Genomic DNA, 13,787 nt, shown 5'->3' with positions numbered 1-13,787 from the left:
CCGGGCAACGCCGCCCGACCCACCCCCGACCCCTCCCTTTCAGGGAGGGGAGAATTTAGGCGGTGCGCGTCCCCAGCATGGAATTGGCCCCAGCTTCTGCCAGCGTGACCTCGACCAGATCGCCGATCGCGGCATCGCTGACCAAATGGACCGATTGCAGCCACGGGCTCTTGCCGATCAACTGGCCCGGCAACTTGCCGGGCCGCTCGAGCAACAGCTGGCACGTGCGGCCGACGGTGGCGGCATTGAACGACGCCTGATCGCGGTTGAGCGCGGCCTGTAGCCGCTGGAGCCGTTCGTCCATCACCGTTTCAGGGATCTGTTCGGCCATCGTTGCCGCCGGGGTGCCGGGGCGCGGGCTGTATTTGAAGCTGTACGCCTGGGCATAGCCGACCGCATCGACCAGGCTCAGCGTCTGCTCGAAATCGGCATCGGTTTCGCCGGGAAAGCCGACGATGAAATCGCCCGACAGCGCAATGTCGGGGCGGCGCGCGCGAACGCGGTCGAGGATGCGCAGGTAAGAATCGCGGCTGTGGCTGCGGTTCATCGCCTGCAGCACGCGGTCGCTGCCCGATTGCACGGGCAAATGCAGGAACGGCATCAGCTTCTCGACGTCGCCATGCGCGTCGATCAGACCCTGCGTCATGTCATTGGGGTGGCTGGTGGTATAGCGGATCCGCGCCAGCGCCGGAATCTCGGCCAGCGCCGCGATCAGATCGTGCAGGCCGCGTGTATCGTCGCTCCACGCGTTGACGTTCTGCCCCAGCAGCGTGATCTCGCGCGCGCCCGCATCGACCAGCGCCTTGGCCTCGTCGACGATCTGGTCCCAGCCGCGCGAGACTTCGGCACCGCGCGTATAGGGCACCACGCAATAGGTACAGAATTTGTCGCAGCCTTCCTGCACCGTCAGGAACGCGCTCGGCGGCACGCGGCGGCGCGCGGGCAAATGGCCGAACTTCATGTCGACCGGCATATCGGTATCGAGCGCGGATTCGCCGCGTGCTGCCCGCGCAACCAACTCGGGCAGATTGTGATAGGCTTGCGGCCCCACCACCACATCCACCTTGGCGCGGCGCACGATCTCGGCACCCTCGGCCTGCGCCACACAACCAGCGATGGCGATCATCGGCGCGCGGCCAATGTCGCGCAGCGCTTCCTTGCGCAGCCGTCCGATGTCCGAATAGACCTTCTCGGTCGCGCGTTCGCGAATGTGGCAGGTGTTGAGCACGACCAGATCGGCCTCGGTCGGATCAGCCTGGGTCAGGCCCTGCGCGGCCATCAATTCGGCCATGCGATCGCCGTCATAGACGTTCATCTGGCAGCCGAACGACTTTACGGCATAGGTTTTGGGGGCGGGTTTCATGATGCGCGGGCTATAGGCGCGCCGCGCGAGCGTGACAAATTACGGTTGCGCGTGTCCGGTAAACGGCCGCAGCGGGTGGCCGATCGTGCGGACCAGCGCCTCTTCGATGCGACGGCGGCTTTCGGCGGCAATCGCCTTGCGCCCCGGAAAGTCGCGCGGATGGAAGGGTTCCAGAAACGTGACGGTCATGCGAAACGTGCCGCGCCGGGCGAGCAGCCGAACCGCATTGTCCTTACCCGTTTCAACGCCGATCCAGGAGATTTCCTCGCTCGCCGCGCCATAATCGAGCAACACCGGCTGCACGAGAATGCCGGGCGGGGGCGGCTCCAGCACCTTCAGCATCGGTGTCTTGAACGGGAAGAGGGAGCGTCCGTCGGTGGTGGTGCCTTCGGGGAACACGGTGACCGACCAGGTTTCAGCCAGCGCATCGCGCAGGCGGTTGATCTGTTCGGCAACGCCCAGGCGATCCTCGCGCTCGACGAATACGGTGCGGTTCAGCGTGGCGAGCCAGCCGACGATCGGGGCATCGCGAATCTCGGCCTTGGCGACGAAGGCGGTGCCGCTGGCCCCGGCGATCGCGAGGATGTCGATCCAGCTGACATGGTTGGAGATGTAAAAGACGTCGCGCTTCAGCGCCGCGCCCTTCACCTTCACCCGCGCACCGCAAATCCGGGCGGCGGCGGCCAGAAAGAAGCGCGGCCACGGCGAGGAAATATGCAGGATTCGCCACAGATAATGCGGCGGAATCGCGATCAGCAGGGCAAGCGCCAACAGAACGGAGCGGATGCACAGCCGCCACCAGCCGAGCCAGCCAAGCGGGGGCGGGTTGCCCGCCGCCGCCGCCGCGCGGGCTTCCGGGCGAATCGGCATCGCCTCAGGCCTTGCGGTCGAGCGCTACGCCGTAGAGTTCCATGCGGTGATCGACCAGGCGGAAGCCCAATCGTTCCGCAATCGCCTTTTGCAGCTGTTCGAGTTCGGGATCGACGAATTCGATGACCTTGCCGGTTTCGACGTCGATCAAATGATCGTGATGCGCCTCGGGGGCGGGCTCGTAACGCGAGCGGCCATCGCCGAAATCATGGCGGTCGAGAATACCCGCTTCTTCGAACAGGCGGACGGTGCGGTACACCGTCGCAATCGAAATGCCGGGATCGATGGCGGACGCGCGTTCATACACCTTCTCGACGTCGGGATGGTCATCGGCGTCGGACAGCACGCGCGCGATTACGCGCCGCTGATCGGTGATGCGCAGGCCTTTTTTCTGCACAGAGAGCTTCGAGATCGATGTGACGCGCCATGAGACGCGTTTAGGCGTTTCGCGATTGTTGCGAAAGGGGATAGTGATTCGCAATAGGACAGGGGTCAGCCCTCCCACGCCGGGGAGGGGCCAAGGGTCAGCGAACGACCTTGCGGCGCTTGGTGCCGAGGCCAATCTTCTTGGCCAGCGTGCGGCGCTGTTCCGCGTAATTCGGTGCAACCATCGGATAATCCGCAGGAAGATTCCACTTCGTGCGGTATTGCTCCGGGGTCATCTGATAGTGTGTCATCAGGTGACGCTTCAGCATCTTCAACTTCTTGCCGTCTTCCAGGCACACGATGAAGTCGGGCTTGATCGAGGAGCGGACCGACACGGCGGGTTCCTGCTTCACGACTTCGATGGGTGCGGGGCCGCCGAGGTTGCTTAATGCACCGTGAACGTGAGCGATCAGCACCGGAAGATCCGAAACCGCGACGCTATTGTTGCTGACATGGGCCGCAACAATATCTGCGGTCAGCGTGATCAAAGTCTCCTGAAGCTCGTTCATGGTGTCCATTAATAATCCTTTCAACCGAACTGGACGATTGTTACGCATCGTCAGGGACACGCCTATCGCGCTTGAGAACGGTTCGCGCAAGTAGGTATTGTGCCGCATGACAGTATTGTTAGGTAAAATTGTTAGGCTAGGTCCCGCTGAAATGTCAGAGCATCGAACAGGCGACCGTTAGGTCCCCGATAGTAATCTCGACGTTCGCCGACTTTTGCAAAGCCTTCGTTGCTATAGAGCTTGATCGCTTCGTTGCCGTCGCGCACTTCCAGGTGGAGCGTCCGCGCACCTTGCGCCGACGCGTCCGACGCGACCGCGCGGAGCAAAGCAGCGGCAACGCCGCGCCGCCGCAAATGCGGCGCGGTCGCAAGCAGCAGCAACTCCGCTTCTTCCAGGACTCGGCGGCAGAGCGCAAAACCGGCCGGCTCTCCGCCGACTTCGGCAATCGTCAGCCACACACCGGGCATGGCCAGCAGACCCAGGACTTGATTGTGAGTCCACGCTTCTCCGAAACGGGCATCAAACGCTGCCTGCATGATTCGATCGACGATCGCGAGATCGGCAACGGCACCGCTGCGCAAATCGATCCCGAGCATCGTGCTCATGCGGCAGCTTCCGCAGTGGCCTGCGGTTTTGCGTCTGGGGCGCGCCCATAAATGGGTTTCGGCTCCAACCCGGCCAGGCCAGGCGTCAGCAGCACTGCATCCATGGCGTCGGGCAGCCAGGCTTCGGCTGCCACTGTCGGGTCCAACGCGGTGAGGAAGCGCACGCCGTTACCGACGGCCGGTCGACCGTTCAAAGTGGCCAGTGCCACTTCGGGACGCAGCGAGGCGAACGGACCGGTTTCGGCAAGCGGGGCGCTGAACCCCTGCATGAACACTTCGCCGTGGCCGCCTTCCAGCACAACGGCAATTTCGCCCGTCATGCCGCGCGAAAAGGCGGCGGCCGCCAGTAGCGGTAGCGAAGAATAGCCGCTGAGACTGGCTCCCCAGCCGAGCGCGAGGCCGCGTGCAGCGGCGATGCCGACGCGGATGCCGGTAAAGCTGCCGGGACCGCAATCGACCAGAATGTGGGCTGCGCGGCCGCCCTCGGGCAACGCCGCGATCATCGGCACCAGCCGCTCGGCATGACCGCGCCCTACAATTTCATGGGCGTGGGCGACGATTCGGGTGCCTTCGATCAACGCGACCGAGCAAGCCGCCGTCGCGGTTTCGATGACGAGGGTGCGCAAACCGCGATCAGGCGATGCTGTTGAACTTCTCGAACGCCGGGCGCGGCAGGCGATCGAAGATCGTCGCGGGGTCACCATGGCCAAGCGTCGAGATGAAGTTGGTGGTGACCGAGGGCGTATCGGCGAAGAAGGCGGCATCGACCTTGCCCGCATCGAAGCCCGACATCGGCCCGGTATCGAACCCCAGCGCACGCGCCGCGATAATGAAGTACGCGCCCTGCAGCGTCGAATTGCGGAAGGCAGAGGCGGCGCGGAGCTCGGCATTGCCCTCGAACCACGCTTTGGCGTCGACGTGCGGGAACAGCTCGGGCAGATAATTGTGGAAATCGCGATCCATGCCGATGATCACCGTCACCGGGGCCTTGAGCACCTTTGGCGCGTTCTGCGCCGAGCAGCATTCCGCCAGCTTGGCCTTGGCGGCATCGCTGGTGCACCAGATAAAGCGACCGGGAAGCTGGTTCGCCGACGTCGGGCCCCATTTCATCAGCTCCCAGATGGCGTGCAGGTCGCTCTCGCTGACCGGCGCATCGGTATAGCCGTTATAGGTCCGCGCGGTGCGGAAGATCTGGTCCAGGGTCGCGTCGTTCAAAACGGTCATCATACAGCTCGCACTTCGGTGACTTCGGGGACGTAATATCGCAACAGTTGCTCGATGCCATTCTTCAGCGTCGCACTCGAGGATGGGCATCCGGCGCATGCGCCCTGCATCGCCAGATAGACTTTGCCCTTGTCGAAGCCACGATAGACGATGTCGCCGCCATCGTTGGCGACCGCAGGGCGGATCCGCGTTTCGATCAGGTCCTTGATCTGCGCGACGATGTCGGCATCTTCGGGGTCGTCGGTGAAGGAGTCTTCAGCCGGGACGCTGATCGCGCCCGCAGTGCCGGGGCGGAACAGTGGCATGTCGGCGCTGAAATGGTCGAGCAACAGACCGAGCACGTCGGGCTTTAGGTTGCTCCAGTCGGTGCCGGGGGCGGCGGTGACGGAAACGAAGTCGCGCCCGAAGAACACGCCCGTCACATCACCCAAGCCAAACAGGGCTTCTGCCAGCGGCGAAGCTTCGGCTTCCTCGGGCGTGACGAAATCGCGCGTGCCCGCTTCCATTACCGTCCGGTTGGGAAGGAATTTGAGCGTCGCCGGGTTGGGCGTTGTTTCGGTCTCGATCAGCATGGCTGGCATGTGGCGCGCGGGGGGCGTGCGCGCAAGAGCGGATGTGTTGCGAATAGGACTCGAATAGGAAACGCATCGTCGCCGAAAAGCAATCCTCGGCCAGGTGTCGAACGGGTGTCGCTGGCGGAGGTGGGTTCACCGCGCTATCGTGCCCGGCATGATCGTGTATTCGCGCGCCTCGCGCCTCGCCCTTCTCGCCTTTCTCACCATCGGCGCCGCCCCCCAGCATTCGGTACGTGCCCCCGAAAGTCGCGCCGAGGCGCAGCAGGCCACTCCGTCGTCGAGCGCCGACGCCACCGATGGACGCCCCGGCGCGGCCATCGCCAGCCGGGCGGCATGGCTTTACAAAGGCAGCGACATCACGCCCGATCCGGCATGGCATTTCGGCGTGCTGAAGAACGGCCTGCGCTATGCGGTGCGCAAGAATGGCGTGCCGCCCGGCCAGATTTCGGTGCGGGTGCGGATCGATGCAGGGTCGCTGTATGAAAATGAGGGCGAACGTGGCTTTGCCCATCTGATCGAGCATCTTTCGTTCCGCGGTTCGGAATATGTGCCCGATGGCGAGGCCAAGCGGATCTGGCAGCGGATGGGGACGACCTTCGGTTCGGATACCAATGCTCAGACGACCCCGACCCAGACCGTCTACAAGCTCGATCTGCCGAGCGCGACCGATGCCGGGATCGACGAGAGCCTGCACATTCTGGCGGGCATGGTGTCCAAACCCAACATTACGCCGCAAGCGCTCAATGCCGAGCGCCCGGCCGTGCTCGCCGAGCAGCGCGAGGCACCCGGGCCGCAGGTGCGCGTGATCGATGCGCTGAACGCGACCTTCTTCGCCGGGCAGCCGCTCGCCGATCGTTCGCCGATCGGCCATGTCGCCGAGCTTGAGGCGGCGACCGCAGAGACGGTGAAAGCGTTTCACGATCGTTGGTATCGCCCCGAGCGTGCCCTGGTGGTGATTGCGGGGGATTTCGACCCGGCCAAGCTCGAACTGATGGTCGCCAAGAATTTCGCCGATTGGAAGGGCTCCGGCCCAAATCCCGCCGACCCCGATTTCGGCGTGCCCGATCCCAAGCAGATCACCACCAAGGCGGTGGTCGAGCCCGGTATCCCGACGCGGATCGAAATGGCGATCCTCCGGCCCTGGCGCTACAACGACGATACTGTCCTGTTCAACCAGAAGCGCCTGGCCGACTCGACCGCGCTCGCCGTGATCAACCGTCGGCTGGAAACGCGGGCGCGCTCGGGCGGCAGCTTTATCGCGGCCGCCGTCCGGCTCGATGATCCGTCGCGTTCGGCCAACGGCACCTTTGTCACGATCCTGCCGGTTGGCTCGGCGTGGGAGCCGGCCTTGAAGGACGTGCGCGCGGTCATCGCCGACGCACAGGCTTCGCCGCCGACCAGGGCCGAGATCGAACGCGAACTCGCCGAGGAGCGCATCGCCTTCAAGACGCTGGTCGACACCTATCGCGCGGAGGCGGGCAGCAAGGAAGCCGACGACATGGTGCAGGCACTCGACATTCGCGAGACCACGACCGCGCCATCGACGATCCAGAAGGTTTTCGAAGACGCCGAGAAAAAGGGCTTCTTCGCGCCGGACAAAATCCTCGCCTCGACCCGACGCCTCTTTCAGGGCAGCGCGACCCGCGCCCTGATCTCGACCCCGGCGGCCGAGCCCGGCATCGAGACGAAACTCGCTGCGGCGCTCAAGGTCGATGTCAAAGGTCTCGCGGGCAAGCGCATCAAGCAGGGCAAAGTGACGTTCGATACGTTGCCCAAACTCGGGGCACCGGCGACGATCGTGTCCAACACGCCGATCAAAGAGTTCGACATGCAGGAATATACGCTGTCCAACGGCGTGCGCGTGCTGATCTATCCGACAACGTCGGAGGACAGCCGCGTCTATGTCCGCGTGCGCTTCGGTGGCGGGTACAACGCCTTGCCGACCGATCGCGAAACTGCGGCCTGGGCGGCCGGGCTTGCGCTGACCGCAGGCGGTATCGGCAAACTCAACCAGGGCGATCTCGATGAATTGACCTCGGGCCGACGGATCGGGCTCGACTTCGGCATCGACGAGGACGCCTTCACCTACAATGCGATGACCTCGCCGACCGATCTCAACGATCAATTGCGCTTGATGGCAGCGGCACTGTCCGCGCCAGCCTGGGATCCGGCACCGGTGCTGCGCGCGCGGGCGGTGGCGATCTCGGGATATCCGAGCTCAAACGCGTCGCCCGACGGGGTGTTGTCGCGCGATCTCGAACGCTTGCTGCACGACGGCGATCCGCGCTGGGGCAACCCCAGCCTGGAGGCGATCACCGCCACGACGCCGCAATCGTTCCGCGCGCTGTGGGAGCCGTTGCTCAAGACCGGGCCGATCGAAGTGATGGTGTTCGGTGACATCAAGGCCGATGCCGCGATTGCGGCGGTGCAAAAGACGCTGGGAGCCTTGCCGCCGCGCGCCGTGCCTGCAGGGCTGGTGGTGCCGCCGGTGCGTTTCCCCGCGCACAATCTGTCGCCCGTGGTGCGCACGCATGACGGACCGGACAATCAGGCAGCGGCGGTGATCGCCTGGCCGACCGGTGGCGGCGTCGCGGGCGCGACCGAATCGCGCCGTCTCGACGTGCTGGCGGCGATTTTCAGCGATCGCCTGTTCGATCGCCTGCGCTCGCAAGCCGGCGCAAGCTACAGCCCGAACGTCTCCAGTTCGTGGCCGACAGGCACGCCGAGCGGGGGGGCGCATCATGGCGATCGGCCAGGTCGCGCCCGACAACATCCCGCTGTTTTTCAAGCTCTCGCGCGAGATTGCCGCCGAACTGGTGGCCAAGCCTGTCGATGAGGACGAGCTGAAGCGCACGATCGGGCCGATGCAGCAATCGATCATGCGGCAATCGACCGGCAACCAGTTCTGGATGAACCAGCTCGACGGCGCGACCTATGAGCCCGCGCGCATCGCGGCGCTGACGCACCTCTATTCGGACATTTCCACGATGACGGCGGCGGACCTGCAGGCGACGGCGGCCAAGTACCTTCGCCCGGATCGCGACTGGACGATGCAGGTGGTGCCGAAGGCGAAGTGACCTACGCCTTGTACAGTGCCTCCAGTCGGGCACCGTACACCGCCTTCAGCACGTGCCGTCGGATCTTGAGCGAGGGCGTGAGCTGTTCGTTCTCGATCGCGAAGGGCTCGTCGGCGAGGACGAAGCGGCGGATGCGTTCGGTCACCGAAAGATCGGCATTCACGCGTTCCACAGCGAGGCCGAGCGCGGTGCGATATTGGCTGTTCTCGGCGAGGCGCTTGAAGTCACAGACATCGCCCTCGCGCGCGCACCATTCCTGCGTCCATTCGGCATCGGGCACGATCACTGCGACCATATAGGGCCGCCGGTCACCGAAGATCATCGCTTGCGCGATTTCGGGTTGCAGCGTCAGCATTCCTTCAACCTTTTGCGGCGCGACATTCTCGCCTTTGTCGTTGACGATAATGTCCTTCTTGCGATCGGTGATCTGGATGCGGCCCTTGGTGTCGATCAGCCCGATATCGCCGGTGTGCAGCCAGCCGTCCTTGAGGACTCGCGCGGTTTCGGCCTCGTTGCGCCAATAGCCCTTCATGACCAGTTCGCCGCGCACCAGGATCTCGCCATCCTCGGCGATGCGCACTTCGGTCTCGACCAAGGGCGGGCCGACCGTATCCATCTTGAGCCCGACCTTGGGGCGGTTGCACGAGATGACCGGGGCGGATTCGGTCTGGCCATAGCCTTGCAGCATGGTGATACCGATCGCCTCGAAGAAGGTGCCGACCTCGGGCGTGAGCGGTGCCCCGCCCGACACCAAAGCCTTGATCCGCCCGCCGAAGCGTTGCTGGATCTTGGGACGGAGCGTTGCGCCCAGGAACAGGTCCATCGGTTTGTCGAGCAAGCCCGCTTTGCCCGCCGCCTTCTTCGTGCCGAGCGCTTGCGCGCGGCCGAGCAGGAAACTGGAGAGCTTGCCCTGCTTTTCTACCGCCTTGGAAATGCGCGTGCGCAACACCTCGAACAGGCGCGGCACCACCACCATCAAGGTCGGGCGGACTTCCTCGATATTGGCGGCGAGCTTGTCGAGGCCCTCGCTATAGTAGATTTGCGCGCCGAGCCCGATCGGGAAATATTGCCCGCCGGTATGCTCATAGGCGTGGGATAGCGGCAGGAACGAAAGAAATACCTCGTCCTCCCAGCCGAAATCCTCCTCGATGATCGTGCAGCAGCCGTGGACATTGTGCAGGATCGCGCCGTGATGCTGCATCACCCCGCGTGGCGAGCCGCCGGTGCCGCTGGTGTAGATGATGCAGGCGGTGTCGTCGCGCGTCGCGGTCGCGGCGATGCTGGCCGGGTCGGTGTCGTGATCGGCGAGCAAGCGGTTCCACGGATGGAATTCGAGTGCTCCGGCCTGGCTCGCCCGCAGATCCTCGATGCAGATCACGATCTTCGCGGCGCTCGCGCGGATCGCGGCGGGGAGCAGCGTCCTGGCCAGTTTCGCGGTCGAGACGATGACCGCTTTCGCACCCGAATTCTCGATGATGTGGGCATGGTCGCGCTCGGTATTGGTCGTGTAGGTCGGCACGGTGATGCACCCCGCCGCCATGATCGCGAGATCGGCGATGCACCATTCCGGGCGGTTTTCCGACACCAGCATCACCCGGTCGCCGGGTGCCAGCCCGATTGCTTTCAAGCCGGCCGCAAGGCTCGCCACCTGACGCGCAGTCTCAGCCCAACTCCGCGAGACCCATTGTCCGCCGGTTTTATGCCACAGAAAGGGGGCATCCCCCTTTTCGGCAGCGCGCGCGAGGAACATCGCGACGAGATTGGGGAAGTGTTCGAGGGTACGCATGGTTCTCTCCCGGGGAGTAAGCGCGCCGCATTCGGCTGCGCGTAGGGGGGTTATTCGGGCGGTCGCGGCGCGGCACCGGCGCGGACGATCTGGGTGGTCTGGCCGTCTTCGCGTACGGCCACACCTTCGCTGCGCGGATCGGCGGCACCGACCCACTGACCGTTCACGCGCTCGATCGCATTGGCCTTGAGGCCGAGCGGGGCGATCTGGACATGCTCGCCCAGCGCCTGAAGCGCGGGCACCATCGCATCGAGTTGCGTGCCCTTCTCGGCCACTGCGTCAAGCTTGGGGGCATAGAGCAAGCCAAGGCCGATCGCATCCTGCGCCGACATTTTCCAGTCGAGCACCGCCACCAGCGCCTTGGCGACTTGCGCGATGATGGTGGACCCACCCGCCGCGCCGATCGCGATCCGTACCTTGCCATCGGGGCCATAGACGATGGTCGGCGACATCGAGCTGCGCGGGCGCTTGCCGCCTTCGACGCGGTTGGCGACGAGATAGCCGTCCTTGGCGGGGACGAAATCGAAGTCGGTCAGCTCATTGTTGAGCATCACGCCCCCGACCGACAGGCCCGATCCGAAATAGCTCTCGATCGTGGTGGTCACCTCCGCGACATTGCCGCGCCGGTCGACCGCGACCAGATCGCTGGTGCCGGGGATATCGGCATTGGGGGCGGGCGTGCGCGGCGGAGCGCCCGGCGGTGTACCGGGGGCGACACTCGCCATGCTGCGCTCGGGCGAGATCAACGCCGAACGTACGGCGATATAGCCGGGATCGAGCAAGCCTTTGACCGGCACGCGCACATAATCGGGGTCGCCGAGATACAGATCGCGATCGGCATAAGCGAGCCGTTCGGATTCGGCGAAGAGGTGCCACGCGACCGGGTTGTTCTTGCCCAGCGCCGCCATGTCGAAGCGCTCGAGCTGCTTGAGGATCATCAGCACCGCGATCCCGCCAGCCGAGGGCGGTCCCATGCCGCAGACTTTGTAGACACGGTATGTGCCGCAAATCGGCGCGCGCTCCTTGGCGCGGTAGCTGGCAAGATCGGCCAGCGTCATCTTGGACGGATTCTGCGCGGCACCGTTGACCGCCGCGACGATCTTCTGCGCCACCGCCCCGGTATAAAAGGCGTCTGGGCCTTTTGCGGCAATGGCGCTGAACAGCGCGGCCTGTTCCGGGTTTTTCAGAATGGTGCCGACGGGGAGCGCCTTGCCGTCGTCGCCCAGGAAATGCGCGCGCGCCCACGGATCGAGATGCCGACCGAAATTGTTGAGTCCGTTGTGGAGGCGCGGGGTGATCGCAAAGCCATCGCGCGCCAGGTGGATAGCGGGGCCGAACAAGGTCGCCCAGGGCAGTTTGCCATACCGCTGATGCGCCAGCGCCATCATTCGCAAATTGCCGGGCACGCCCACGCTGCGGCCGCCGGGGATGGCAGTAAAGATGGGCAGCGGTTTCCCATCGGCCCCGTAAAACCACTTTGGGTCGGCGGCAGCAGGTGCGGCCTCGCGCCCGTCGAGCCCGGTGGTGCGGTCGGTCGCGGCATCGTGATGCACCATGAAGCTGCCACCGCCGATGCCGCTATTTTGCGGCTCGACCACGTTCAGCGCAAGCATCGTCGCGATGGCGGCATCGGTTGCGCTGCCGCCCTTGCGCAGGATCTCCGCGCCGGCCGCTGCCGCGCGGGGATCGGCAGCGCTGACCATGCCGAGACTGGCGGGGGGCTTGGGGGCGGGGCGGCGCGCTTCTGCGGTGGCGGGTGCGAGCAACAGCAGGGCGAGGGCGGCGAGCGATCTTTTCATGCGACGACCCTAACGCGCTTCACCGCACAGGCAAGCCGCCGCCTGCGCCGCAGCAGCCTCGCCGTCCTCTCTAAAGACGTCGGCAAGGATTTACGCTGCGCGGTGTCGTTCGCTGGTGCCAACCGCCTCGGCGACGGTCGCGAACCCGTCGCGCTGCAGGGTGTTGGCGAGGCCGCGGACGATGCGGCGGGCGAGGCCGGGGCCCTGATAGACCAAGGCGGTATAGAGCTGGACCAGGCTCGCCCCAGCGCGGATGCGGGCATAGGCTTCCTCGGCGCTGTCGATGCCGCCTGCGGAAATCAAGGGAATCGCACCGCCTGTCGCCGCCCGGAAATCGGCGAGCCGCTGGCGTGCCAGAGCCGCAAGCGGTGCACCCGACAGCCCGCCAGTCTCGCCCGCGTGCGCGGAGAGCAGCGGCGGGCGCGAAATGGTGGTGTTGCTGACGATCAGCGCATCGACGTGATGCGCAGCGGCGGCACGCGCGATCGCATCGATCGCGGCCGCGTCGAGATCGGGCGCGACCTTCAGGAACAGGCGCGGCCGCGCGATCGGCGCGCGCCGCGCCTCGTCCGCCGCCGCGAGCAACTCGGTCAATTCGGAGCCATGCTGGAGATCGCGCAGGCCCGGCGTGTTGGGGGAGCTGATATTGACCGTGACATAATCGGCCACCTGCGCCGCAGCGGCCACGCCATGTGCATAATCGGCGATCCGGTCGGGCGCGTCCTTGTTCGCCCCGACATTGATACCGAGGATCCCGCGCCGCCTTGCCGCCGTTGCGCGCGGCAGCGCTGCGGCAATACCGCCATTGTTGAACCCCATGCGGTTGATCACCGCGCGGTCCTCGACCAGTCGGAACAAGCGCGGCTGCGGGTTGCCCGCCTGGGGCAGTGGGGTGAGCGTACCGATTTCGACGCTGCCAAAGCCAAGCCCGAAAAACCCGTCGATCGCGCGACCATCCTTGTCCACCCCCGGCCGCCAGGCCCACCGGATTGGCAAAGTCCAGACCGGCGACGGAGGTGCGCAGGCTGTTGGGCGATTGTGCGCGGAAGAACGGAGCGCCTGTCGTGGCCCCGAGCGCCAGCAGCTTGAGGGTGAGGGCGTGCGCGCGTTCGGGTTCGAGCGCGAACAAAGCGGGGCGGATCAGTGGGAACAGCATCGTGCGCCTGATGGCATCCGGGAGCGCTGGCGTCAAAGCCGGCAAAGGTGCCTTAATTATGCATTTAGCATGAAAAGCGACGAATTTGTCCAATACACGACCTTCGAAAGACGCCATTAATGCAGTGCGACCCAAGAAGCTCCGGACCGGAGCATCTTTCCTCCGGCCGGATGGTATACCATCCGGGCCGCTTTTATTTGTTTGGCAGAAGCGTTACACTTGATCGCGACAGGGCAGGGGCGTCGCGGCGTGGGATCGATTGAACTGGACTATGCCGTGCCGTCGGCCGACCTAGCCGAGTATATCACGCTGTTTTACGATTTTTCAGCGGACGTGCCGATGCTGGAAGATGTCGAGCGCGCCGATTATGCGCAATTGCGATTCCATCTGTCGCTAG

9 protein-coding genes and 3 pseudogenes are annotated in these 13,787 nt (G+C 65.0%); 1 reads left to right on the top strand and 11 read right to left on the bottom strand.

Translation table 11 applies throughout. The features are described 5' to 3' along the window. Window positions 1-55: 55 nt before the first annotated feature. The 8 genes and pseudogenes from miaB to NW75_RS15380 all read right to left on the bottom strand — a co-directional run bounded on the left by miaB (window position 56) and on the right by NW75_RS15380 (window position 5,569). Window positions 56-1,363 (bottom strand): tRNA (N6-isopentenyl adenosine(37)-C2)-methylthiotransferase MiaB, encoded by a 1,308-nt coding sequence (gene miaB / locus NW75_RS15415; RefSeq protein ID WP_081988785.1) that lies wholly within the window; start codon window positions 1,361-1,363, stop codon window positions 56-58. Window positions 1,364-1,402: 39 nt separating this feature from the next. Then, the gene (locus NW75_RS15410) at window positions 1,403-2,233 is read right to left on the bottom strand and encodes a lysophospholipid acyltransferase family protein (RefSeq protein ID WP_033966075.1); all 831 of its coding nucleotides are present in this window, start codon (window positions 2,231-2,233) and stop codon (window positions 1,403-1,405) included. A gap of 4 nt (window positions 2,234-2,237) precedes the next feature. Continuing rightward, window positions 2,238-2,661 (bottom strand): annotated as a pseudogene (locus NW75_RS15405) (Fur family transcriptional regulator). 96 nt (window positions 2,662-2,757) lie between these two features. Beyond that, a complete protein-coding gene (locus NW75_RS15400; RefSeq protein ID WP_405053023.1) occupies window positions 2,758-3,168 on the bottom strand; it encodes a MucR family transcriptional regulator in 411 nt (136 codons plus the stop codon). 131 nt (window positions 3,169-3,299) lie between these two features. Beyond that, window positions 3,300-3,773 (bottom strand): GNAT family N-acetyltransferase, encoded by a 474-nt coding sequence (locus NW75_RS15395; protein WP_033966072.1) that lies wholly within the window; start codon window positions 3,771-3,773, stop codon window positions 3,300-3,302. Then, entirely contained in the window at window positions 3,770-4,399 is a 630-nt protein-coding gene (tsaB, locus tag NW75_RS15390) for a tRNA (adenosine(37)-N6)-threonylcarbamoyltransferase complex dimerization subunit type 1 TsaB (protein WP_033966071.1), read from the bottom strand. The genes NW75_RS15395 and tsaB overlap by 4 nt, the downstream gene beginning before the upstream one ends. A 7-nt stretch (window positions 4,400-4,406) precedes the next feature. Then, window positions 4,407-5,000: a malonic semialdehyde reductase gene (locus NW75_RS15385; protein ID WP_033966070.1), complete on the bottom strand. Its 594-nt coding sequence runs from the start codon at window positions 4,998-5,000 to the stop codon at window positions 4,407-4,409. After that, window positions 4,997-5,569 carry a NifU family protein gene (locus tag NW75_RS15380; protein WP_033966069.1) on the bottom strand — a complete coding sequence of 191 codons (573 nt, stop codon included), beginning with the start codon at window positions 5,567-5,569 and terminating at the stop codon, window positions 4,997-4,999. Before NW75_RS15380 ends, NW75_RS15385 begins: the two co-directional genes overlap by 4 nt. A 157-nt stretch (window positions 5,570-5,726) precedes the next feature. Here NW75_RS15380 and NW75_RS15375 point away from each other — a divergent pair. After that, window positions 5,727-8,649 (top strand): annotated as a pseudogene (locus NW75_RS15375) (M16 family metallopeptidase). A 1-nt stretch (window position 8,650) separates the two neighbouring features. Here the strand turns inward: NW75_RS15375 and NW75_RS15370 are convergent. The 3 genes and pseudogenes from NW75_RS15370 to NW75_RS15360 form a co-directional block, all read right to left on the bottom strand. Beyond that, on the bottom strand, window positions 8,651-10,435 hold the full coding sequence (locus NW75_RS15370; protein WP_033966066.1) for an AMP-dependent synthetase/ligase: 1,785 nt from the start codon (window positions 10,433-10,435) through the stop codon (window positions 8,651-8,653). A gap of 50 nt (window positions 10,436-10,485) precedes the next feature. Beyond that, on the bottom strand, window positions 10,486-12,234 hold the full coding sequence (ggt, locus tag NW75_RS15365; protein ID WP_033966064.1) for a gamma-glutamyltransferase: 1,749 nt from the start codon (window positions 12,232-12,234) through the stop codon (window positions 10,486-10,488). Between the two features lie 90 nt (window positions 12,235-12,324). Continuing rightward, a pseudogene (locus tag NW75_RS15360) lies at window positions 12,325-13,390 on the bottom strand (quinone-dependent dihydroorotate dehydrogenase). Window positions 13,391-13,787 lie beyond the last annotated feature (397 nt).

The sequence above is a fragment of the Sphingomonas sp. Ant H11 genome (assembly GCF_000797515.1).
Taxonomy (GTDB): Bacteria; Pseudomonadota; Alphaproteobacteria; order Sphingomonadales; family Sphingomonadaceae; genus Sphingomonas.
This window is presented reverse-complemented; position numbering and strand designations above follow the sequence as displayed.